Annotated in this window: 18 protein-coding genes; 10 read left to right on the forward strand and 8 right to left on the reverse strand. The window is 72.2% G+C overall.

Annotated elements, in window-relative coordinates:
* Positions 1-2 precede the first annotated feature (2 nt).
* Positions 3-590: a Maf family protein gene (locus tag PYR91_RS22415; RefSeq protein ID WP_279782464.1), complete on the forward strand. Its 588-nt coding sequence runs from the start codon at positions 3-5 to the stop codon at positions 588-590.
* 236 nt (positions 591-826) lie between these two features.
* The gene (locus PYR91_RS22420) at positions 827-1,630 is read left to right on the forward strand and encodes an EI24 domain-containing protein (RefSeq protein ID WP_279782466.1); all 804 of its coding nucleotides are present in this window, start codon (positions 827-829) and stop codon (positions 1,628-1,630) included.
* A gap of 217 nt (positions 1,631-1,847) precedes the next feature.
* Here the strand turns inward: PYR91_RS22420 and PYR91_RS22425 are convergent, their stop codons facing one another.
* Positions 1,848-2,306, reverse strand: a complete 459-nt coding sequence (locus PYR91_RS22425; protein WP_279782468.1) for a DUF5990 family protein — start codon at positions 2,304-2,306, stop codon at positions 1,848-1,850.
* A gap of 379 nt (positions 2,307-2,685) precedes the next feature.
* Between PYR91_RS22425 and PYR91_RS22430 the strand changes: the two genes are divergently transcribed.
* A complete protein-coding gene (locus tag PYR91_RS22430; protein ID WP_279782470.1) occupies positions 2,686-3,795 on the forward strand; it encodes a DUF4192 domain-containing protein in 1,110 nt (369 codons plus the stop codon).
* A gap of 217 nt (positions 3,796-4,012) precedes the next feature.
* Here PYR91_RS22430 and PYR91_RS22435 read toward each other — a convergent pair whose 3' ends face one another.
* Entirely contained in the window at positions 4,013-4,354 is a 342-nt protein-coding gene (locus tag PYR91_RS22435; RefSeq protein WP_279782471.1) for a hypothetical protein, read from the reverse strand.
* Positions 4,355-4,499: 145 nt separating this feature from the next.
* Here PYR91_RS22435 and PYR91_RS22440 point away from each other — a divergent pair, with 145 nt between their 5' ends.
* Positions 4,500-5,108: a DUF1707 and DUF4870 domain-containing protein gene (locus tag PYR91_RS22440; RefSeq protein WP_279782473.1), complete on the forward strand. Its 609-nt coding sequence runs from the start codon at positions 4,500-4,502 to the stop codon at positions 5,106-5,108.
* A gap of 151 nt (positions 5,109-5,259) precedes the next feature.
* Here PYR91_RS22440 and PYR91_RS22445 read toward each other — a convergent pair whose 3' ends face one another.
* The 4 genes from PYR91_RS22445 to PYR91_RS22460 form a co-directional block, all read right to left on the reverse strand.
* Positions 5,260-6,786, reverse strand: coding sequence for an ATP-dependent DNA ligase (locus tag PYR91_RS22445; RefSeq protein WP_279782474.1), 1,527 nt, complete (start codon positions 6,784-6,786; stop codon positions 5,260-5,262).
* Between the two features lie 249 nt (positions 6,787-7,035).
* On the reverse strand, positions 7,036-7,410 hold the full coding sequence (locus PYR91_RS22450; RefSeq protein WP_279782476.1) for an FKBP-type peptidyl-prolyl cis-trans isomerase: 375 nt from the start codon (positions 7,408-7,410) through the stop codon (positions 7,036-7,038).
* Between the two features lie 801 nt (positions 7,411-8,211).
* Positions 8,212-9,762, reverse strand: a complete 1,551-nt coding sequence (locus tag PYR91_RS22455; RefSeq protein ID WP_279782478.1) for a general stress protein — start codon at positions 9,760-9,762, stop codon at positions 8,212-8,214.
* A 200-nt stretch (positions 9,763-9,962) separates the two neighbouring features.
* A complete protein-coding gene (locus PYR91_RS22460) occupies positions 9,963-11,402 on the reverse strand; it encodes a GuaB1 family IMP dehydrogenase-related protein (protein ID WP_279782479.1) in 1,440 nt (479 codons plus the stop codon).
* A gap of 193 nt (positions 11,403-11,595) precedes the next feature.
* Between PYR91_RS22460 and PYR91_RS22465 the strand changes: the two genes are divergently transcribed.
* Positions 11,596-12,102 (forward strand): effector binding domain-containing protein, encoded by a 507-nt coding sequence (locus tag PYR91_RS22465; RefSeq protein WP_279782481.1) that lies wholly within the window; start codon positions 11,596-11,598, stop codon positions 12,100-12,102.
* A 13-nt stretch (positions 12,103-12,115) separates the two neighbouring features.
* On the opposite strand, the gene PYR91_RS22470 is transcribed toward PYR91_RS22465, so the two are convergent.
* Positions 12,116-13,306, reverse strand: a complete 1,191-nt coding sequence (locus PYR91_RS22470) for a CaiB/BaiF CoA-transferase family protein (RefSeq protein WP_279782483.1) — start codon at positions 13,304-13,306, stop codon at positions 12,116-12,118.
* Positions 13,307-13,598: 292 nt separating this feature from the next.
* On the opposite strand from PYR91_RS22470, the gene PYR91_RS22475 reads away from it, so the two are divergent.
* Entirely contained in the window at positions 13,599-14,948 is a 1,350-nt protein-coding gene (locus tag PYR91_RS22475) for an FAD-binding oxidoreductase (protein ID WP_279782485.1), read from the forward strand.
* A gap of 13 nt (positions 14,949-14,961) precedes the next feature.
* Complete coding sequence (locus PYR91_RS22480; RefSeq protein WP_279782486.1) at positions 14,962-16,221, forward strand: cyclopropane-fatty-acyl-phospholipid synthase; 1,260 nt, start codon at positions 14,962-14,964, stop codon at positions 16,219-16,221.
* Positions 16,222-16,248: 27 nt separating this feature from the next.
* Here PYR91_RS22480 and PYR91_RS22485 read toward each other — a convergent pair whose 3' ends face one another.
* Positions 16,249-17,556, reverse strand: coding sequence for a M14 family zinc carboxypeptidase (locus PYR91_RS22485; RefSeq protein ID WP_279782488.1), 1,308 nt, complete (start codon positions 17,554-17,556; stop codon positions 16,249-16,251).
* Positions 17,557-17,806: 250 nt separating this feature from the next.
* Here PYR91_RS22485 and PYR91_RS22490 point away from each other — a divergent pair, with 250 nt between their 5' ends.
* The 3 genes from PYR91_RS22490 to PYR91_RS22500 are packed head-to-tail and all read left to right on the forward strand — an operon-like array spanning position 17,807 to position 21,994.
* The gene (locus PYR91_RS22490) at positions 17,807-19,351 is read left to right on the forward strand and encodes a GMC family oxidoreductase N-terminal domain-containing protein (RefSeq protein WP_279782491.1); all 1,545 of its coding nucleotides are present in this window, start codon (positions 17,807-17,809) and stop codon (positions 19,349-19,351) included.
* A 47-nt stretch (positions 19,352-19,398) separates the two neighbouring features.
* The gene (locus PYR91_RS22495; protein WP_279782492.1) at positions 19,399-20,658 is read left to right on the forward strand and encodes a cytochrome P450; all 1,260 of its coding nucleotides are present in this window, start codon (positions 19,399-19,401) and stop codon (positions 20,656-20,658) included.
* 55 nt (positions 20,659-20,713) lie between these two features.
* The gene (locus tag PYR91_RS22500) at positions 20,714-21,994 is read left to right on the forward strand and encodes a cytochrome P450 (RefSeq protein ID WP_279782493.1); all 1,281 of its coding nucleotides are present in this window, start codon (positions 20,714-20,716) and stop codon (positions 21,992-21,994) included.
* Positions 21,995-22,056: the final 62 nt, after the last annotated feature.

Genomic DNA, 22,056 nt, shown 5'->3' on the forward strand with positions numbered 1-22,056 from the left:
ACATGACCGAAATCGTGCTCGCCTCAGCCTCGCCCGCCCGTCTCGCGCTTCTGCGGGGCGCCGGGCTTGACCCCAAGGTGATCGTCAGCGGCGTCGACGAGGACGCCGTGACGGCCGCGTCCCCCGCCGAGCTGTGCCTGGCCCTGGCGCGCGCCAAGGCCGCCGTCGTCGCGGGCGAGCTGTCCGAGGGCCTGGTCGTCGGCTGCGACTCGATGCTGGAGCTCGACGGCCGCGCGTACGGCAAGCCGCGCTCCGCGCAGGAGGCCGTGGTGCGCTGGCGCTCGATGCGCGGACGCTCGGGCAACCTGCTCACCGGCCACTGCGTGATCGACGCGGCGACGGGCCGGGAGGCCGCAGCGGTGGGCTCCACCGTGGTGCGCTTCGGCACCCCCGCCGCCGACGAGATCGCCGCCTACGTCGCCAGCGGCGAGCCGCTCCGCGTGGCCGGCGCCTTCACCCTGGACGGCCTCGGCGGCTGGTTCGTCGACGGCATCGAAGGCGACCACGGCAACGTACTGGGCCTCTCCCTGCCCCTCCTGCGCCGCCTCCTCGCCGAGGTGGGGGTCCCGGTCACCTCCCTGTGGAGGTGACCGCCCGATCGCACACCCGGGTTCGTCCCCCCCTCCGGTCCGCCTTGCGGCGTGGCGGCGGTTCTGGTGGCGTCCCGGTGCGAGCGGTCGGTTCGACGGTGATCGTGATCGGGTGTTCGTCGTGCCCTCCTGTGCCGGCTTCTGACGTGGTGGGGGTTTCGGTGACATCCCGGTGGAAGTGACCGCGTTCGCATGATCGTGCGCCGACGGCGGTGAGAGGCGTTAGCCTGCCGGGCATGAACAGCATGGGCGCGCCCGTCCGCCGCGGCGTCGGCGGCTTCGCCGACGGCGCCGGGTACTTTCTCAAGGGGTTCGCGTGGGTCGCCCGGCACCCACGCCAGTGGCTGTTCGGGCTCGTCCCGGCCCTGATCGCCCTGGTGCTCTACGTCGCCGCCTTACTGCTGCTGGGCATGTACGCGGGCGACTTCGCCGCCTGGGCCACGCCGTTCGCCGACGGCTGGAGCACGGCCCTCCGCGACACCCTGCGCATCCTGCTCGGCATAGTCGTGTTCGCGCTGGGGCTGGTGCTGTCGGTCATCACGTTCACGGCCGTAACGCTGCTCATCGGCGGCCCGTTCTACGAGAAGCTGTCCGAGCGGGTCGAGGACAGCCTCGGCGGCGCGGTGAAGGCGCAGGAGACCCCGTTCTGGCGGTCCACCGTCCGATCGGTGCGCGACAGCCTGATCACCCTGCTCTACGTGCTGGCGTTCACGATCCCGCTGTTCGCCCTGGGTTTCGTGCCGGTCGTCGGGCAGACGGTGGTGCCAGTGCTGGGCGCGGCGGTGTCGGGCTTCTTCCTCACCGTGGAGCTGAGCACGCTCGCCATGGAACGCCGTGGCCTGGCCCGCAGGCAGCGTTTCGCCATCCTGCGCGGCGACAAGTCTCCCGCGCTCGGCTTCGGCGTGCTCGCCTTCCTGGCCTTCCTCATCCCCTTCGGCGCCGTGGTGGCCATGCCCGCCGCCGTAGCCGGCGCCACCCTGATGGTCCGCCAACGCCTCACCCCCGAAACCCCGGTAACCCCGATCCCGCCGCCCATGTGACGACGGGGCGCGTAGGCCCGTGCGCTGCCCGTCCGCGGCAGCGGGTCCCCGTGCCGACCCGAGCCCGCCGTCCCCCTCGACGGCCCGGACACGCGGCCCTCAGCGGTGTATCGACGGCCCGCGGTGGCGGCCCTTTCAGCCTGAGCCGGCCGTCTACGTGATGGCCCGGACACGGCGCCCGCAACGGTGCATCGATGTCTCGCGGTGGGCGGCACTGTCAGCCTGGGCCCGCCGTCCACGTGATGGCCGGGGGACGCACGGACGCGCACAGCGGGCGTCCCTCGCGGTCGGTGAGGCCGACCCGGCCCAGCAGCGTCCCGACCTCGACCGCCTCGTCCACGACGGCCGGCTCCAGGGCGTCGAGCATCAGCTTCGCCCGCCGGAACGACGCGAACACCCCGTCGCCGACGAGCGAGCCCCACGACAGATAGACGAACCGCTCACCCGGACGCCCTTGGATGTACGGCCCCTTGAAGTCCACGCCCGCCCGCGCCTGTACGGCGGCGCACTCCAGCGTCCAGGCGGCCGAGGACGCGTCCCCCGGATGCGGTTCCAGGATGGCCTTCCGCCGATCCCGATGCTGCACCCCCACGTGGATGTCGCGGTAACCGGGAAACCCGCGCCCGGCCTCGCACACCCGCCCCGGAAGATCGAAGCCCTCAATTCTGATCAGCATCCCCTCATCCTCCAGGTCTCGCCCCCGACGCGCAGGAGAGCCGCGCTTCTCCACACCGCCTCCGCCCCGCGCCGACGAGCCTGGACCACTGGGCTGCTGGCCACCTGGGCCCCCGGGCTACCTGGGTTACCTGGACCACTGGGCTACCTGGCCACCTGGGCCCCCGCGCCACCTGAACTGCCTGGACTGCCTGGGCTGGGCGTGCTGGCGTCTCGGTTCGTCCCCCCGGATGGCGGGGGACGAACGACACCTTCTCAGGAGTGCTCGCGTCGCCGTGGCAGGCCGGTCACCCGGGCGTCGGCTGGAACGCTCCGGCAGGTTATCCACAGAACGCGGCTCGGCGGATTCTCGCGCGGCCCGGTCGCCGATGCTTGGCGCCATGACGGCATCACCGATCCTGCTCACCTCGCCCGACGACATCCTCGGGGCCGTGCCCTACCTCCTGGGCTTCCACCCGTCCGACAGCCTTGTGATCGTCGGTTTCCGCGGCGCGGGCGCGCGCGGACGCCTGCGGGTCACCACGCGGTGGGATCTCCCCGTCCCGCCCGATGCCTTCGGCAGGCTCGTGCCGCTGCTGCGGCGCGAGAAGGTCACGCACACCATCGTGGCCGCGTTCGGCCCGGGAGCGCTCGTCACGCCGGCCGTGCGGGAGGCCATGGGCCTGCTGGCCGCCGCGGGCATCGAGATCACCGAGGCGTTGCGCGCCGAAGACGGCCGCTACTGGTCCTACGTCTGCGAGCGCGCCGAGTGCTGCCCGCCCACCGGCAGGCCGTACGATCCCGTCGCGGGCCAGGTCGCCGCCCAGGCCACCTTCGGCGGGCTGGTGGCCCTGCCCGGCCGCGAGAGCCTTGAGAGGTCGATCGCCGCCACGGGCGGCCCGGCGCGCGTCAAGATGCGCGAGGCCACCCGGCTGGCCGCCGACGACGTGCGTGCCCGGTTACTGGCCGCCCCTGTCCTCGACGACTTCCCCCGCGAGTTCGTCTCCGACGGCCTGGCCCGCGTCCACCGCGCCCTCGAAGCCCGCCGCGCCCGCCTGCCCGACCACGAGGCCGCGAGCCTGGGCCTGGCCCTGACGGTGCTCCGCGTCCGCGACGAAGCGTGGACCCTCATGGACGACGCCACCCAGGACGACCACATCTCCCTCTGGGGCGACCTGACCCGGAGGCTGGAACCTCCCTTCGTCCCACCCGCCGCGTCCCTGTTGGCCGCGGCGGCATGGAGACGCGGCGACTGCGCCTTGGCGGGCATAGCCGTCGAACGCGCCCTCTCCGCCGACCCCTCCTACTCCATGGCCCTGCTGCTGGCCCAGGGGCTCAGCCGTCTCCTGGGCCCCGAGATCCTGAGAACCCGCCTCCCCACCCCCGCCCAACTCGACGAGAGCATGGGCCCGCCCCGTATGGAATGGCTCCATCCCCTGCTCTTCCTCCTGGACACCTCCGCCTCCGCCCTGCGCCCCCGAGAACCCGCGCGAACGGACGCGCCCCAATGAACGGCACCCCACAAGCCGCCAACGCGCCCAGGCGCTCCCCACCGCCAAGGCCGGGAGGCGGGCTGGTTCGCGGCCGAGGGCGCGGGTGTGTGGGTTCTGGTGCCGCGTGCTTGCGGCCTCGTCTTGGGCGCGGGGGTGGGAGGTGCGTGGTTCTGGGCGGGTTGCGGGTGGAGGGCGTTGCTGGGGTTCGCGGGTCGTGTCCGGGGGCGGTGCGGCCTTACTCGCCGGGGGTGTTGCGGCGGCGTTCGTTGTAGGCGCGCATGCGGCCGGGGTAACCGGTGAGCTGGACGTCGTACACCGGCATGGCGAGGTTTCTCGCCACCTTGATGATGACGGCGGGGGAGCCGACTCTTCGGCGGGTCCACTCGCCGTCGTGGGCCACGGCGACCGCCGTGGTGTCCGTGGCGAAGGTCTCCGGCTCGACGTAGAACTCGACGCCCTTTCGCGACTTCGCGAAGGCGATGAGCGCTTCGATGTCTCCGTCGGTGGCCTCACGGTCGAACTTGGCGATCTTCCGACCGCGCAGTCGACGAATACCGTAGCGATCGCGCCATCCCATAACCCTTGTATACCTGGACCGGACGGCGAATGCGTGCCTCAGGGCGGCATCGGGGACGCCTGGGGGATGTACCTGATGCACGCGGCGCCACGGGCCGACGAGAATGAGAGGAGACAGCCTGACCCGACGAAAGGTACGGTCACCAATGGCAGGGGTAGCGCAACCAGCCACGACGACGTCCAACGGGGCGTGGGGAACACCCGCGCACCCCCAGCTGCGCGTGACCGACGGCGACCGCGAGCAGGTCGTGGAGCTTGTCACCGCCGCCTACGCGGAGGGCCGGCTCGACAAGGTCGAGTTCGACGAGCGTCTCCACCTCGCCATGACGGCCCGCACCCACGCCGACCTCGCGCCGATCGCCCGCGACGTGCAGGCTCCGTACGCCCCGGGCCCCGCGCCGCGGCCGGCGTACTGGAGCCCCCCGCGGCGCGCCATGCCCCTGACCGGCGGCGACCGCATGGGTGCCATCGCGGCCCACCTTCTCCCGTTCTGCGGCCTGTCCTTCGTCGCCCCCCTCGTCGTGCTGCTGACCGCCGGGAAGAACTCCGTTTACGTCCGTGAGCACGCGGTCGAGGCGCTCAACTTCCAGCTCACCCTGCTCGGCGCCACCATCCTGCTGCCGATCACCGTCATCGGCGTGATCCTGGTGCCGTTCCTCTGGATCGCCGCCGTCGTCCTGGGAGTGGTCGCCACCGTCAACTCCCTCAGCGACACCCCGTACCGCTACCCCTGGACCGTCCGCCTGGTGAAGTGACAGCCGGCCGGCCACCCAGCCGAGTGCCCAGCGCGCCAACCGCCCGGCCACGAGGCCCGACGCTCCCGCACCTCCGGCTCACCGCCGGTGGCGCGGCCGTCGCCGGGTGGTGGTTGTGGCGGTGCGCGGCCCGGCGATGCGGTTACGTGAGTCAGAGGAGGAGGGACCGGACGGTGTCCACGGTGTCGGCGTCCTCGGGGAGCTTGTCGGGGCGGTAACGGAGGACGCGGGCGAATCTGAGCGCCATCCCGCCGGGGTAGCGGGGGGACCGCTGCACGCCGTCGAACGCGACCTCGACCACCATCTCCGGACGCACGTTCACCACCCACTCGTCGGTGGCGCCCTGTGCCAGCGACAGGAACCTCTCGGTCTGCCAGGCCAGCAGCTCGTCGGTCAGGCCCTTGAACGTCTTGCCCAGCATCACGAACTCACCGGACTCCGGGTCCCTGGCCCCGAGGTGCAGGTTCGACAGCTTGCCCTGGCGCCGCCCGTGCCCCCACTCGGCGGCCAGCACCACCAGGTCGAGCGTGTGGCGGGGCTTCACCTTGATCCAGCCCGCGCCGCGCCGGCCCGCCGCGTACGGCGCCGCGGGGGACTTCGCCACCACGCCCTCGTGCCCCCGCCGCAGGACGTCGGCGAAGAACGTCATGCCCTCCTCGGCGTCCGCCGTCACCAGGCGCGGGGTCAGCAGCTCGGCGGGCGTCGTCCGCTCCAGGGCCGCGTGCCGCTCGCTGTCGGGAAGGTCGAGCATGTCCTCGCCGTCGATGCGCAGGACGTCGAAGAAGAACACGCTCAACGGCGTCGCCTGACGCAGGCCGGCGACGTCGGTCTTGGTGCTCACGCGGGCCGCCGTCACCTGGAAGGGCTCCGGACGGCCGTCGGGTCGCAGGGCGATGACCTCGCCGTCGAGCACCGCCTCCTGCACCGGAAGCGTGAGCGCGGCCTCGACCACCTCCGGCACCTGGGGGGTGATGTCCTCCAGGGTTCTGGTGAACACCCGTACCAGCGGCCCGGCGCGGTGCGCCTGCACGCGGAAGCCGTCGATCTTCCACTCCAGGGCCGCCGGGCCGCCCAGCTTGTCGAGGGCCGCGCTGATGCTGGGCGCGCTCTGGGCCAGCATCGGGGAGACCGGGCGCCCGACCTCCAGCTTGAACGCCCGCAGCGCCTCGACCCCGCCGGTCAGCGCCGCCGCTCCGACCGCGGGCAGCCAGCCCCGCAACGTCAGCGCGCGCCGTACCTCGGCCGCCGGCGAGCCGGAGGCCTTGGCGACCGCCTCGATCATGACGCCGTTCAGGGCGCCCTGCCTCAGCTCCCCGCTCATCAGGCGGAGCAGGAACGACTGCTCCTGGCCGGTGACCGAACGGAACAGCTCGGCGACCAGCTCTCTGCGTGCCGCCTGCGACCCCGGCCCCGTCTGCGCCTTGATGCGGCTGAGCAGGTCGTCGATCTCGCTGAGGCTCGCCGTGGCGACCTGACGCGGCTGGGGAAGATCTTGAAGGCTCCGCCAGCCGACCCCGATCTGCCGCTGCGGAAGCTCCCCCGAAAGGTAGGCGACGGCGATCTCCGCCTCACCCGGCTCGACCCTGCTCAGCAGCTCGGCGAGGTGGCGAATCTTGGCGAGGCGCGCCGAGTCCGCCGCCACGGCAGCCGAGGTGCGCGCGAGGTCGATGAGCAACACAGGTCTCATCGTGCCAGCCCAGCCCCGTCCGCGCTCTCCCCGGCCCTGGGATCCAGGAACATGATCCGAAGCGGCCGCCCTGGAGCTCGGGCAAGCTCATGTCGAGGGGTTCCGACGACGAGTTCGAGCGCCTACCGCGCGCGGGTGCCGGCCTGGGCGGGGGCCGGCTTCGCCGGGGGTGGCGGGGGCTTGGGTGGGCTGTGGGGCGCGATGCCCACCCAAGCCGGGAGTTGCCGGCTGGAGGGCGGGTCAGCTCACGCCGAGGAGGTCGACGACGAAGATCAGCGTCTCGCCGGGCTTGATGGCGTTGCCGGCGCCGCGGTTGCCGTAACCCAGGTGCGGCGGGATGGTGAGCCGGCGGCGGCCGCCGACCTTCATGCCCGCGACGCCCTGGTCCCAGCCGGCGATGACGCGGCCGGCGCCGAGCGGGAACTGGAACGCGTCGCCGCGGTTCCAGGAGGCGTCGAACTCCTCACCGGTGGAGAACGCCACACCGACGTAGTGCACGTTGACCATGTGCCCGGGCTTGGCCTCCTCACCGTCCCCCACGGTGATGTCTTCGATCTCGAGATCCGCAGGCGGTTCGCCCTCCGGGAAGTCGATCTCGGGCTTCTCGAGTGCCACGTGTTCTCCTTGGTTGAGGTGCGTACCCCGGGGTGGGACCCCCGGCGGCACGCCTGGACCGAGCGCCGGTCGCGTCGCGGCCGACCGGACGACTCTACGGGGTCCGGCCGCCTGGAGAGCGACGAGGGCCGAGCCTGTGGAAAACCTAGACCATCAACCACGAGCGCCAGGAACCCACCCAGCCCGGCGTCCAGACGGGTACGTCGCGCGCGGAGTCCGGTTGAATGCACCCCGGCGGAAGCCACGGGGAGCCGCAGTAACGCTCGAAGGTTCCGGCACGCGGTCTACGACCCAGACACCGACACCGCGTCGTCCCCGCCGGCCGCGACCGCCGCCGCGGACGCCGTACTGCTCTTCGACGGCGTCTTCCTCCTGCGCCCGGAACTCATCGACGGGTGGGACCTGCGCGTCTTCGTGTCCGTCCCACGGACGGTGGATCGCGCCCGGAACCGAGGCGCGGCGCTGGCCGGGCCCGCCGCCGACACCACCCGGATCGAACGGTCCTGGCGCGACCGCTATATCCCCTCGCAAAAGCTCTACTTCGCCACAGCCCGCCCAACCGACCACGCCGACATCATCGTGTACAACGATCAACTCCAACGGCCGACCTGGGAAGTCCGGTCACACCCACCGGCACACGGGGTTCGACGATCGCCCGTGAGGCGGCGGGTCAAGGACTGACGGTGAGGGGCGGGCGTCAGACGCTCGCCCCTCACCGGGGGGAGATGGGTCGGTGGCCGGCTCCTCCGCCGTGTCCCGGCGAGGGGGCACCGGAGGTGCATGAGGCCGGGCCGCTGCCCGCTACTCGTCCGCGGGGCCCTGCTTCGCGCTCTTCTTCGCCGACGGCGGGTCATCGGCGATCAGGGGATCGGCGTCAGAACCGGCGGGCTCCGGCTCGGGGGCCGAGGACCCCGTGGACCCGGTCGTGGCCCCGCCGGCGGCCGGGCCGGATTCGGCGTCCGCCGGGCCGGAGGCGTCCGGGGTCGCCGGGGTGGCGGCGCCGGGCTTGCCGGGGGTCGCGACGGCGGGTACGTCGTCGGGGCCGGACGCGGCCGGGGTGGACGGGGCCTCCGCGACCGGGTCGGCGACCGGGCCGGCGTCCGACGCGGTCGGCGCGGAAGGCGCCGCCGCGACCGGGTCGAGGGCGGAGTCGGGCCCGGACGACGGTGTCGCGTCCGGGGAGTCCGGGGTGGTGGAGGAGCCGGACGGTGTCGCGTCCGGGGAGTCCGCGGCGGTGGTGGACGGCGTGGAGTCTGTGGGGTCCGAGGGTGCCGCGGGGGATGCCTCGGGGGCGGTGGTGGGTTTCGGGTCGGTGACGGTTTCGCCGGGGGAGGTGGTCGCGGCCCGCACGGTGGACATGGGGATGGCCACGGTGGCCTCCTCCATCGCCTCGGCGCGGGTGGTCGCGGCGCGGATGGAGCCGTCGCCACCGGGAGGGGTGGGCTGGGTGGCGCCGAGGCCGGTGCCGAGCGGGGTCGTCTCGGCGAACATCGCCGCGGACGCGGGCGGTGCGGGCGGGACGGGGCCGGGCGTGGTGGCGTCGGGGGCGGCGGAGAATGCGGGGCGGTCGGCCGAGTCGGGGGTGACGGCCGAGGAGGCGCCGGCTCCGGCGGGAGTGCCGATGTCGGCGGCGGGAGTTCCGGTGGTGTCGGAGTCGGTGGAGGTCGGCCCGGTGGTACGCGGTCCGGCGGCGCCGGACTCCGTGGTGCCGGACTCCGTGGTGCTCGACCGGGGGGCCGGGGAGCCGTCGGCCGTGGAGCCGGCGCCGGCGGTGCCCGGGCCGGTGGCGCCGGGGCTGGAGCCGGAGGGGGTGTGGGTGCGGAAGGGGCCGCCGGAGGTGGGGCGTTGGACGACCACGGTGTCGGCCGGGCGCAGACCGCCCTCCAGCACGGCGATGGCCTCATCGAGGTTGGCGCCGGGGACCAGGACGTCGTAGCGGCCCGCCACCAGGGCGCTGCGGGAGCTGAAGTCGCGGGCTCCGCCCTTGAAGGCGTGGTTGGCGAACCCGAAGGCGGCGCCCACGATGGCGCCCCACAGCCCGGCCCACACCACCAGGGCGAAGAACGAGCCCGAGGTGGAGGTGAACAGCCCGAGGAAGAGGCCCACGATCAGTCCGAAGACCAGGCCGTTGACGGCGCCGGCCCCGGCCGCGCGCGGGTTGGTCACCCGGCCGGTGACCCGCTCCTCCAGGCGCAGGTCACTGCCGACGATCGCGACGTTCTGGACGGGGTATCCCGCGTCGGAAAGCATGTCCACGGCGCGCTGGGCGGCCGCGTAGTTGTCGTAGCTGACCAGGAGCCGCCGGTCTTCGGCGGATAGGGGCGGGGTCAACCCGGGTGACGAATCGATCATGACGGGAGTTCGCCTCCGCGGCTAGGGGGTCATCTGCGGCTGCGACTACCCGGCGGAGCCGAGATATCACCAGCTTGACGGCGCCTTTTCGAGAAGGCGCCCGCCGGCCCGGGGCGTTCCCGGGCGGGACGGCGCGTCCCGGCGAGCGCCGGCCCGGCGGCGCCCCGCCGGCCCGGCGGGGCGCACTCCCCGGCTCCGTGTCACCAGCTCTGGTGGAGGGGCTTGCCTTCGGAGTAGCCGGAGGAGCTCTGGATGCCGACGACGGCGCGGTCGTGGAACTCCTCCAGGGTGGTGGCGCCCGCGTAGGTCATGGAGGAGCGCAGGCCGGCGACGATGGCGTCGATCTGGTCCTCGACGCTGGGGCGCACGGGGTCGAGGTACATGCGCGAGGTCGAGATGCCCTCCTCGAAGAGCGCCTTGCGCGCCCGGTCGAAGGGGGTGTCGTCGGCGGTGCGCAGGCGTACGGCCCGTGCGGAGGCCATGCCGAAGTTCTCCTTGTATCGGCGGCCGTTGGGGTCGGTGCGCGCGTCGCCGGGGGACTCGTAGGTGCCCGCGAACCACGAGCCGATCATCACGTTGGAGGCGCCCGCCGCGAGCGCGAGGGCGACGTCGCGCGGGTGGCGCACGCCGCCGTCGGCCCACACGTGCCTGCCGAGGCCGCGCGCCTCGGCGGCGCATTCGAGGACGGCCGAGAACTGCGGCCGGCCGACGCCGGTCATCATGCGGGTGGTGCACATGGCGCCGGGCCCGACGCCGACCTTGACGATGTCGGCGCCGGCGTCGGCGAGATCACGCACGCCCGCCGCCGTCACCACGTTGCCGGCGGCCACGGGCACGCCGGGGTCGAGGGCCCGCACGGCCGCGAGCGCGGCGAACATCTTCTCCTGGTGGCCGTGCGCGGTGTCGACGACCAGGCAGTCGACGCCGGCGTCGAGCAGTTCCTTGGCCTTGGCGGCGACGTCGCCGTTGATGCCGACGGCGGCGGCGACGCGTAGCCTGCCCTCGGCGTCCAACGCCGGCTCGTACAGCGTGGCGCGCAGCGCGCCCGTGCGCGTGAGCACGCCCACGAGCCGCCCGCCGGCGTCGACCACGGGCGCGAGGCGGTGGCGCCCCTCGTTCAGGGTCTCGAACGCCTTGCGCGGGTCGGTGCCGGCCGGGATGGTCAGCGGGGACCCCGACATGACCTGCGAGAGCTGCGTGAACATGTCGACGCCGTGCAGGTCGGCCTCGGTGACCACGCCGATGGGCCGGTGCTCACCGTCCACCACGATCACCGCGCCGTGCGCGCGCTTCGGCAGCAGGTTGAGGGCCTCGCCGACCGTCTCATGAGGGTTGAGGGAGATCGGGGTGTCGTGTACCAGATCGCGCTGCTTGACCCAGTCGACGACGTCGGCGACCACGTCGATGGGGATGTCCTGCGGGATGACGGTGATGCCGCCGCGCCTGGCGATGGTCTCGGCCATCCGGCGGCCCGCCACCGCGGTCATGTTGGCCACCACGATGGGGATCGTGGTGCCGGTTCCGTCGCCCGTCGAGAGGTCGACGGCCAGGCGCGAGCCGACCGCCGATCGCGAGGGGACCATGAAGACGTCGCTGTAGGTCAGGTCGAAGATCGGCGCCTGGTCGTTGAGGAATCGCACGTTAGTGCAGCCTATGCGATCCGTGGTAAACAGGGGATTTCCCAGGTCAGTCAGCCTCATATGTCCCAGCGCGAGCTATTTGATTACCTGATCCGATTCCCGGTACGCGATGATCGAGACGACGATCAGCCCGTGCGGATACATTGACGGCGCTATCGAACAAGTGGACGGGAGGCCTGAAGGTGGAGGCGCAATGATCATCGCTCAACGCCCAGATCTGCTCGTCGTAGGTCACGCCGTGCGCACGTCCAACGCGGCCGAGGCCGATCCCGCGCGGGCGCTTCTGCCCGCCCTGTGGCAGCGCGCCGGCGCCCCCGGCGCCTTCGCCCACGTGCCCGGACGGGCCGACGAGAACCTCTACGCCGTCCTGGTCGACTACGAGAGCGACGACAAGGGGGCGTTCACGCAGGTCGTCGGCGTCGCCGTCCGCACCGCCGCGGGCCTTCCCGAGGGCATGGTGGCCGTCCGGGTGCCGGGGGTGCGGTCGCTGAAGGTCGAGGCGCACGGCCCGATGCCGCAGGCGCTGGTGGAGGCGTGGCAGCAGGTGTGGAGGCACACCGGCTCCGGGGGCGTCCCGGCGCGGGCGTTCACCACCGACCTCGAGGTCCACCACCGGGCCGGGGTCGATCTCTACCTGGCCATCCTCCCGGGCCAGCCCCCCGCCTCCGCCGACCACCAGCGCGAGCGCGCCCAGGCCTGACCCGCGGCGGGGCTCAGGCGAGCACGCCGCCCTCGCGCAGCGCCTTCGCGCGGTCGGCGGGAAGTCCCCAGGACGACAGGTCGTGCAGCCGGGTCGCCGGAGCCAGGCGGGCGCCCGCCGGGTCGGCGGGCGCGGAGTCGTCGAGCAGGCGGGGGGCCGGGGCGGGCTGGACGAGGCCGTCGACCTCGACGAAGGTGCCGCGGGCCACGTTGTGCGGGTGCCGGGCCGCCTCCGCGATCTCCAGGACGGGCGCGACGCACGCGTCGGAGCCGTCGAAGATCTCCTCCCACTCCGCGCGCGTCCGGGTCCTGAACACCGCCGCGAGGCGGGCGCGGATCTCCGGCCAGTTCGCCCGGTCGTCGCGGCTGGGCAGGCCGGTGAGGCCGGTCCTGTCCAGCAGCTCGGCCCAGAACGCCGGCTCCAGCGAGCCGACCGCGAGGTGACGCCCGTCGGCGGTCTCGTAGGTGTCGTACATCGGCGCGCCGGTGTCCAGCAGGTTGGTGCCGCGCGGCCCCCACGCCCCGCTCCGCACGGCGTCGTAGAACATCGCGAACAGCGTGGCGGCGCCGTCGACCATCGCGGCGTCGACCACCTTGCCCCGGCCGGTGCGCTCGCGTTCGAACAGGGCGAGCAGCACGCCGTACGCCAGCATCAGCCCGCCGCCGGCGAAGTCGCCGAGGATGTTGATCGGGGGGGTCGGCTTCTCGCCCTCGCGGCCGAGCAGCGACAGCACGCCCGCGATCGCGATGTAGTCGATGTCGTGCCCCGCCGTCGTCGCGAGCGGCCCGTCCTGGCCCCAGCCGGTCATCCGGCCGTAGACCAGCCGCTCGTTGACCGCGCGCAGGTCGGCGGGCCCGATGCCGAGCCGCTCGGCGACGCCGGGCCGGAACACCTCGATGACGGCGTCGGCGCCGGCGGCGAGCTCCTTGAACGCCGCGACGCCGTCCGCGGACTTCAGGTCGAGCCCGATGGTGCGTTTGCCGCGGTCGAGCACCTGCGCGCGGGGGCGGTCGCCCTCCCGGGCGACGGCGGCGACGCGGTCGACGCGCAGCACCTCGGCCCCGTGGTCGGCCAGCATCATGCCCGCGAACGGTCCAGGGGCCAGGCCCGCCAGCTCGATCACGCGGACCCCGGCGAGCGGGCCGTCTCCGGCGCCGCGCGCCGTGCCGTTTCCCTCCGGCTCTGGACCGCCGCTGCGACTCATCGGTGTCTCCTCGGATGCGGCGCCGCCGGCCGGCGGCGCGGGGCCCGGACAGGCGGCGGTGCGACAAGCAAACGCTTGGCACCCTAGCCGTCCAGGCGCACCCGCGCGACCTGCGGAGACGATGTCAAGTCGTGCGCCGTATGAGCATTCAAGGGGGGCCCCAAGTTTGCGCGGGTTTAACGTGTCTACTCTGGTCGGTGTTCATCGCACGAGATAGCGTTTCAAACGACGATCTCCACGTACTACCAGGGGTGGTGGCATGCCAGATAGCACGGGGAGTACGACCGCCCACATGACAGCTCACCGCAGGGCCGTCGAGCAGATCAGGGAGTCCTACGGCTCCCTGCCCGAGGGCGCGACCCCGCGGCTGGCGAAGGCGACCACCAACCTGTTCCGCTTCCGCGACCCGGGGGCCTCGGCCAAGCTGTCCGCCCGAGAGCTCGACAAGGTCATCCAGGTCGACCCGGAGTCTCGCACCGCCGAGGTGCAGGGCATGACGACCTATGAGCGCCTGGTGGACGCCACGCTGCCGTCCGGCCTGATGCCCTACGTGGTGCCGCAGCTCAAGACGATCACCCTGGGCGGCGCGGTGACCGGGCTCGGCATCGAGTCCTCCAGCTTCCGCCACGGCCTGCCGCACGAGTCGGTAGAGGAGATGGAAATCCTCACCGGTGACGGCCGCGTCGTCGTCGCCCGTGAGGACAACGAGCACAGCGACCTCTTCAGGGCCTTCCCGAACTCCTACGGCACCCTCGGGTACGCGCTGCGGCTGCGCATCAAGCTGCTGCCCGTCAAGCCCTTCGTGCGGCTCACGCACATCCCGTTCTCCGACGCCGGCAAGTGCATGCTGGCCATGCAGGAGATCTGCGACAGCGGCGAGTACGACGGCGAGGGCGTCGACTTCGTCGACGGCACCTTCTTCTCGCCCGACGAGATGTACATCACCGTGGGCCGCTTCGCCGACCGTGCGCCGTACGCGTCCGACTACACCGGGATGCGCATCTACTACCAGTCGATCCGCACCCGCACCCGCGACTGGCTCACCGTCCGCGACTACCTGTGGCGCTGGGACACCGACTGGTTCTGGTGCTCGCGGGCGTTCGGCGTCCAGCAGCCGCTGATCCGCACCCTGGTGCCGCGCCGCTGGCTGCGCTCGGACGTCTACCGCCGCATGGTCGGGCTCGACCAGAAGTACGGCGTGACCGCGCGCGTCGACCGCTGGCGCGGCAACCCGGTGCAGGAGTCGGTCATCCAGGACGTCGAGGTGCCGATCGAGAAGGGCGCCGACTTCCTCGACTTCTTCCACGACAAGGTGGGCATGACCCCGGTGTGGATGTGCCCGCTGCGGGCCACCCGGGACTGGCCCGTCTACCCGCTGGACGCGGGGAAGCTGTATGTGAACTTCGGGTTCTGGGGCATGGTGGCGCTGCCGCGCGGACAGTTCGACGGGTACCACAACCGGCTGATCGAGAACTCCGTGCACGAGCTGGGCGGCCACAAGTCCCTGTACTCGACATCGTTCTACCCCCGTCAGGAGTTCTGGCGTCTCTACAACGGCGACGCCTACTGGCCGGTCAAACGGGCCTACGACCCTGAAAGCCGGCTGCTCGACCTCTATGACAAGTGCGTACGGGGGCGTTGAGGAGGTTGGTTCGATGACACTCGCCCAGATCTTCGAGAAGATCGTCGGGCCTGAGGCGAACATCGAGTTCGCCGCGTACGACGGAAGTAAGGCCGGCCCGTCGAGCGCAGTCGTCCGCATCGAGGTCAAGACCCCGATCGCGGTCGCGTATCTGGCCAAGTCGCCCGGCGAGATGGGACTCGCCCGGGCATACGTGGCCGGCCACATCGACGTTCAGGGGGACATGTACAGGCTGCTGTCGGAGATGGCGGAGATCACCCTCAACGACATGCCGGCGAAGGAGAAGCTCGCCGTCGTGAAGGCCCTGGGGGTCAAGCCGCTGCTCATGCGGGTGCCGCTGCCACCGCAGGAGGTGCGGCGCAGCACCCTGGCGAGGCTCGGCAGCCGCCACGCCAAGAAGCGCGACGCCGAGGCGATCCACCACCACTACGACGTGTCCAACCGGTTCTACGAGTGGGTGCTGGGGCCGTCCATGGCCTACACCTGCGCGGTGTTCCCGGAGGACGAGTCCTCGCTGGAGGAGGCGCAGTTCGCCAAGTTCGACCTGGTCGCCAAGAAGCTCGGCCTCAAGCCGGGCATGCGCCTGCTCGACGTCGGCTGCGGCTGGGGCGGCATGGTCATGCACGCGGCCAAGCACTACGGGGTCAAGGTCCTCGGCGTCACGCTGTCGCGCCAGCAGGCCGAGTGGGCGCAGAAGTCCGTCGCCGAGGCGGGCCTGTCGGAGCTCGCCGAGGTCAGGTTCATGGACTACCGCGACGTCGTCGAGACCGGCTTCGACGCGGTCAGCTCCATCGGCCTCACCGAGCACATCGGCAAGGACCAGCTCTCGAGCTACTTCGGCTTCCTGTACGGCAAGCTGAAGCCGGGCGGGCGGCTGCTCAACCACTGCATCACCCGGCCGACCGGCACCGAGAGGACGATCAACAAGGACGGCTTCATCAACAAGTACGTCTTCCCGGACGGCGAGCTGGAGTCGGTCGGCCACCTCATCCGTCAGATGGAGGACACCGGCTTCGAGATCAGGCACTCGGAGAACCTCAGGGAGCACTACGCCAAGACCCTGGAGAAGTGGTGCGCCAACCTCGACGGCCACTGGGACGAAGCCGTCCAGGAGGTCGGTCAGGGCACCGCGCGCGTGTGGCGGCTGTACATGGCCGGCTGCATCGTGGGCTTCGAGCGCAACAAGGTGCAGCTCCACCAGGTCCTCGCCGTGAAGCTCGGCGACAGGGGCGAGGCCGGGGTCCCGCTGCGGCCCTCCGTCGGCTGGCCCTGACCTTCGTGACACCCGGCACGCGCGCGGTCAGCCGCGCGCGTGCCCGGCCGCGGCCAGCCCCGCCGCGAGCTGGACGGCGACCAGCGACCTGATCGCGATGGGTCGCCCGCCCGACTCCGCCTCGGCCTCGTCGCACCAGCTCTCGAACACCTCGCGCACCCGGGCCCGCTGCGCGCGCACGGCGCGGGTGAGGTTGCCCGCGGCGGCCTCGGCGTCCAGCGCGCGACAGAAGGTGCCCGCCAGGCGCAGCCGGCGCATGTGCACCGTCTGCCGGTTGCCGAACGTCTCGGCCACCGTCGCCGGGCGGTCGGTCCCCGGCAGTCCCTCCCACGCGTCCGCGAAGTCCTGGTAGGTCTTCAGCATGTCCTCGGTGGAGCGGTGGAACGGCGAGGGCACCCGAAGGTCGCGGCGCACCGCGGCCATGGCCGCGCCCATGACGTCGACCAGCTCCCGCTGGGCCGCGATGCCCGTCTTGAGCACCTCCGCGTACGGGGTGGCGGTCGCCGTCGTGTCGCCCACCCGCTCGTCGGCCCAGTAGGGAAGCTCGGTGATCAGGTGCAGCGCGCCGAACCTGGCCGCGTAGTCGGCGCTGCCGCCGCCCGCGCCGAACGCCCGGGCCTGCCGGGCGCCTCCCGGGGTCAGGTACACCGCCGTGGCGACGGTCTGGGCGTCCGGCATCTCCGGCTCGCCGTGGTGCAGCGGGATCCCCTCCCGGGCGGGCAGCGCGGCCAGCCGCGCGGCCAGGGCGGGGTCCGAGCGGTTGATGTAGAAGAACGCCCCGCTGTACTCGCCGTTGTGCAGCGAGTAGACGAACGCGGGCCGCACCTCGTCCATCAGGCGCGCCAGCGCCTCGGTCTCCGGCAGGCCGCCCTGGAAGGTGTAGCCGTCGCCGGCGATCGGGAACGTCCACTCGACCTGTTCCCTCCAGGCAGGCCGGTAGAAGTGCCGGGCGTAGCGGCGCCGGTCGCCGGGGTGGGCGAACCACCCCTCGTTGAGGCGGGCGCCGTCGGGGTCCACGCACGGGATGACGTGCCAGCGCAGGCCCAGCTCCTCCCGCAGCGCCGCGTCCTCGCACAGCCGCCGCACGAGCTGCCCGGCGGTGAGCGAGCCGATCGGCTCGTTGGGGTGGGGCCCGCCGATGACCAGCGCGTCCCGCGGCCCGCCGTCCACCGTCAGCACCCGCAGGGGCTCGCCCAGGCGTGAGGTGCCGATCCGGCGCAGCCGCACCAGGTGCGGATAACGGGCCCGCAGTTCGTCCAGCTCGGCGTGCGTCTCGTCCACCCGGGGGAACCGGTCGAAGGGCGGGACGCGCCGCATCTGCTCACCGACGTCCACGGCGCCCGCCTCGGCGGAGTCCGTGCCGGGGCGGCGCGGGGGGCACGCCGTCCGGGACGGCCGGCGGATTCGGCATCGCTGCTGCCTCCTTCTCCCGATCCCCCGGCCGGGTCCGCTTCCGCCCGAGCGGTCCAGGTGGGGGCGCCCTCAGGGCCCGGTACGCCGCAGATCGGTAACGACCGTGGACTCCGGGACGGTTGAGGGCGTAAACAACGGTGACGTGGCCCGAGTATCCCCCCGGAGGCGCCGAATGGAATACGACTACGTCATCGTCGGCGCGGGATCGGCGGGATGCGTGCTCGCCAACCGGCTCTCGGCGGACCCCTCGGTGCGGGTGGCACTCCTGGAGGCGGGCGGGCCCGACCGCAAGTTCGAGATCCGCGTGCCGGCCGCCTTCTCCAAGTTGTTCAAGACCCCCTACGACTGGAACTTCAGCACCGCGGCGCAGCATGAGCTGGGCGGGCGCGAGCTGTACTGGCCCCGGGGCAGGACGCTCGGCGGCAGCTCGTCGATCAACGCCCAGATGTGGGTGCGCGGCCACCGCGCCGACTACGACGGCTGGGACGTGCCCGGCTGGTCCTACGAGGAGGTGCTGCCGTACTTCAAGCGCGCCGAGCGGCGCGCCGGCTCCAACGTCGGCGGCGTCTACGGCACCGACGGGCCGGTTCACGTCACCGAGCTGCGCAGCCCCAACGTGACGACGACCGCGTTCCTGCGGGCGTGCGAGCAGATCGGCATCACCGCGCTGGACGAGCTCAACGGCCCCTCCAACGAGGGCTGCTCCCCGACGCCGGTCAACCAGCACCGCGGCCGCAGGTGGAGCGCGGCGGACGCCTACCTCCGCCCCGCGATGGGACGGCCGAACCTGACCGTGCTCACCGGCGCCCAGGCCGGCAGGGTGCTGCTGGACGACGACGGCCGCGCCACGGGGGTCGAGTACGGCGGCACGCGGGTGACGGCCTCCCGTGAGGTGATCCTCTCGGCCGGGACGGTGGGCTCGCCGCACCTGCTGATGCTCTCGGGGATCGGCGACCCCGACGTGCTGCGGGCCGCGGGCGTCGAGCCCCGCCGCGAACTGCCCGGCGTGGGACGCAACCTCATGGACCACCTGGGCGCGCCCGTCGTGCTGGAGTGCCCCCAGCCGGTCACGCTCGCCGGGGCCGAGTCGGCGGGCAACCTCATGCGTTACCTGCTCGGCCACACCGGGATGCTGACCTCCAACGTCGGCGAGGCGGTGGCCTTCGTGCGGACCACCCCCGAGGAGCCCGCCCCCGACATCGAGCTGATCTTCGGCCCCGGGCCCTTCATCAACCACGGGCTGACGCCGCCGCCCTGCCACGCCGTCACGATCGGCGTGATCCTGCTGCGGCCGGAGAGCCGGGGCGTGATCACGCTGGACGGCGAGGGCGGCGTGGTCATCGACCCGCGCTACCTCACCGAGGCTGCGGACGTGCGGCGGCTGGTGGCGGGGCTGAAGAGGGCCCAGGAGGTGTTCGCCGCCCCGGCGCTGCGGCCGTACACCGGCAAGCCGGTCGAGCCGTACACGGGCGCCGAGAGCGACGCGGGGCTGGCCGCGTACGTGCGGGACGCCGCCGAGACGCTCTACCACCCGGCGGGCACCTGCCGGATGGGCCTGGGCGAGGACGCCGTCGTGGACCCCTCGCTGCGCGTCCTCGGCGTGCCGGGGCTGCGGGTCGTGGACGCCTCGGTGATGCCGGCGCTCAACCGCGGGCACACCCACGCCCCGGTCGTCATGATCGCGGAGAGGGCGGCCGACCTCATCTCCGGCCCTTGACGCGGGCGGCGGCCCCGCCGAACGATGGAAGCCGGAGGTGGCCGATCGTGACGACGAGCGCCGCTGACATCGACCTGTCCGACATCCCGTTCTGGCTGCAGCCGCCGAACCGGCGCGAGGAGGCCTTCCGGCGGCTGCGACGGCTCGACCGGCCGGTCCACATGCGCGAGAACCACATCCCGTTCGTGGGCGGCGGGCCGGGCTACTACGCGCTCGTCCGGCACGCCGACGTCAGCGAGGCCAGCCGCAACGCCGGCGTGTTCAGCAGCGAGCCGACGGCCAACAGCGTCCCCGACATGCCGAGATGGCTCGCCGTCTACTTCGGCTCGATGATCAACATGGACGACCCCCGGCACGCCAGGCTCAGGAGGATCGTCTCGCGCGCCTTCACCCCCAAGGTGCTCGCCAAGATGGAGGAGGACCTCGCCAGGGCGGCGCGCGAGATCGTCGACCGGGCGGTCGCCGAGGGCCCCGGCGACTTCGTCACCCAGATCGCCGCCCGGCTGCCCGTGCGGGTGATCTGCGACATGATGGGCATCCCGCCGAGCCACCACGACCTGGTGCTCAGGCGCACCAACATCATCCTGGGCAACGCCGACCCCGAGTACTCCGGCCTGCGGCCCGACATGAGCCGCTGGAACGTCGCCAAGGGCCTGCTGAGGCTGCTGAACGCCGGCCGCCACCTCAGCGTCCTGGCCCGCGGGCTCGGGCGCGAACGCCGCCGCGAGCCCACCGGCGACCTCACCAGCATCCTGGTCAACGGCGAGGAGCACCTCACCCCGCAGGAGCTCGGGTCGTTCTTCATCCTGCTGGTGGTCGCCGGCAGCGAGACCACGCGCAACGCCGTCGCCCACGGGCTCAAGCTCTTCACCGACAACCCCGGGCAGCGCGAGCTGCTGCTGGACGACTTCGAGGCCCGCATCCCCGGGGCCGTCGAGGAGATCGTCCGGTACTCCACGCCGGTGATCCAGTTCCGGCGTACCCTCACCCGCGACCACGAGATGAACGGTCAGCAGTACAGGAAGGGCGACAAGGTCCTGCTGTTCTACAACTCCGCGAACCGGGACGAGGCGGTGTTCACCGACCCCGACACGTTCGACATCACCCGCGACCCCAACCCGCACGTGGGCTTCGGCGGCCCGGGGCCGCACTACTGCCTAGGCGCCCATCTGGCCAGGCGCGAGATCACCGTCATGTTCCGCGAGCTGTTCACCCGCCTGCCTCAGATCCGCTCGACCGGCGAGCCCGACCGCCTGCTGTCCAACTTCGTCAACGGCATCAAGCACATGGGCTACCGCCTGGAGTGATCGCCGGCCACGGCCTCGGTTGACGAAACCGAGCGTTGTTCTAAATCATGGACGCATGGCCGTGCAGACCCGCCCGGAACGTGAGCCGATCACGTCGTGCGAACAGATAGATTTGTCCGACTGGGATTTCTGGGCCCGTCCCATGCGCGAGCGCGAGCATGCCTTCGAGCTGCTGCGCGACCAGGACGCTCCCCGGTTCTTCGCCGAGCCCGAGGTCTCCATGGCCCCGCCCGGCAAGGGCTACCACGCCATCGTGCGGTACGCCGACATCGTCGAGATCAGCCGCAACCCGGAGGTCTTCTGCTCCGGGGCGGGCGGCGCCACCAACATCGCCGACATGCCGCCGGAGTTCGCCGAGTACTTCGGCTCCATGATCAACATGGACGACCCACGGCACGCGCGGCTGCGCAGGATCGTCTCCCGCGCGTTCACCCCGAAGATGATCCAGAAGTTCGAGCAGGACGTGCAGGTCGCGGCCGTGCGCATCGTGGACGACCTGCTGGAGACCGGGCCCGGGTGCGACTTCGTCACCGAGGTCGCGGCCCGGCTGCCACTGAAGATCATCTGCGACATGATGGGCATCCCGGAGAAGGACTACCGCTACATCTTCGACCGGTCGAACATCATCCTCGGCGGCGGCGACCCCGAGTACGTCCCCGAGGGCGACGCCGACAGCGTCGTGGCGGCCGTGCTCAACGCCGGCATGGAGCTCCAGCAGCTCGTCCAGGACCTCGCCGCGCACCGGGCGGCGAACCCCACGGGCGACCTGATCTCCGCGCTGGTCAGCGCCAACATCGACGGCGAGCGGCTCACCGCCCAGGAGCTCGGCTCGTTCTTCATCCTGCTCGTCGTGGCCGGCAACGAGACCACCCGCAACGCCATCTCCCAGGGCCTGCTGCTGCTCACCGCCAACCCCGGGGAGAAGGCCCGGTGGCTCACCGACCTCGACGGCCACGCGCCCAAGGCGGTCGAGGAGATCGTCCGGCTGGCCTCACCGGTCAACTACATGCGCCGCAAGGTCACCCGCGACTTCGAGCTGAACGGCACCCTGTACAAGGAGGGCGACAAGACCGTCCTGTACTACTGGTCGGCCAACCGCGACCGCGACGTGTTCGCCGACCCGTACCGCTTCGACATCACGCGCGACCCCAACCCCCACCTGGGCTTCGGCGGGCCGGGGCCGCACTTCTGCCTCGGCGCCCACCTGGCCAGGCGCGAGATCACCGTGATCTTCCGCGAGCTGCTGCGGCGGGTCCCGCAGATCGAGGCGGGCCGGCCGAGAAGGCTCTTCTCCAGCTTCATCAACGGCGTCAAGCACCTGCCCTGCGACTTCTGACGGCGCGAGACCGCATACGGGGCGCCCCCCTCGATGGGAGGCGCCCGGTATCGACGTAGCGG

This window comes from Sphaerisporangium sp. TRM90804 (assembly GCF_029846175.1).
Taxonomy (GTDB): domain Bacteria; phylum Actinomycetota; class Actinomycetes; order Streptosporangiales; family Streptosporangiaceae; genus Sphaerisporangium.

What these genes read in the sequence shown, in the direction of transcription:
- PYR91_RS22415 (WP_279782464.1), top strand. Translation starts at nt 3, where the DNA reads ATGACCGAAATCGTGCTCGCCTCAGCCTCGCCCGCCCGTCTCGCGCTT.
- PYR91_RS22420 (WP_279782466.1), top strand. Translation starts at nt 827, where the DNA reads ATGAACAGCATGGGCGCGCCCGTCCGCCGCGGCGTCGGCGGCTTCGCC.
- PYR91_RS22425 (WP_279782468.1), bottom strand. Translation starts at nt 2,306, where the DNA reads ATGCTGATCAGAATTGAGGGCTTCGATCTTCCGGGGCGGGTGTGCGAG.
- PYR91_RS22430 (WP_279782470.1), top strand. Translation starts at nt 2,686, where the DNA reads ATGACGGCATCACCGATCCTGCTCACCTCGCCCGACGACATCCTCGGG.
- PYR91_RS22435 (WP_279782471.1), bottom strand. Translation starts at nt 4,354, where the DNA reads ATGGGATGGCGCGATCGCTACGGTATTCGTCGACTGCGCGGTCGGAAG.
- PYR91_RS22440 (WP_279782473.1), top strand. Translation starts at nt 4,500, where the DNA reads ATGGCAGGGGTAGCGCAACCAGCCACGACGACGTCCAACGGGGCGTGG.
- PYR91_RS22455 (WP_279782478.1), bottom strand. Translation starts at nt 9,762, where the DNA reads ATGATCGATTCGTCACCCGGGTTGACCCCGCCCCTATCCGCCGAAGAC.
- PYR91_RS22465 (WP_279782481.1), top strand. Translation starts at nt 11,596, where the DNA reads ATGATCATCGCTCAACGCCCAGATCTGCTCGTCGTAGGTCACGCCGTG.
- PYR91_RS22470 (WP_279782483.1), bottom strand. Translation starts at nt 13,306, where the DNA reads ATGAGTCGCAGCGGCGGTCCAGAGCCGGAGGGAAACGGCACGGCGCGC.
- PYR91_RS22475 (WP_279782485.1), top strand. Translation starts at nt 13,599, where the DNA reads ATGACAGCTCACCGCAGGGCCGTCGAGCAGATCAGGGAGTCCTACGGC.
- PYR91_RS22480 (WP_279782486.1), top strand. Translation starts at nt 14,962, where the DNA reads ATGACACTCGCCCAGATCTTCGAGAAGATCGTCGGGCCTGAGGCGAAC.
- PYR91_RS22490 (WP_279782491.1), top strand. Translation starts at nt 17,807, where the DNA reads ATGGAATACGACTACGTCATCGTCGGCGCGGGATCGGCGGGATGCGTG.
- PYR91_RS22500 (WP_279782493.1), top strand. Translation starts at nt 20,714, where the DNA reads ATGGCCGTGCAGACCCGCCCGGAACGTGAGCCGATCACGTCGTGCGAA.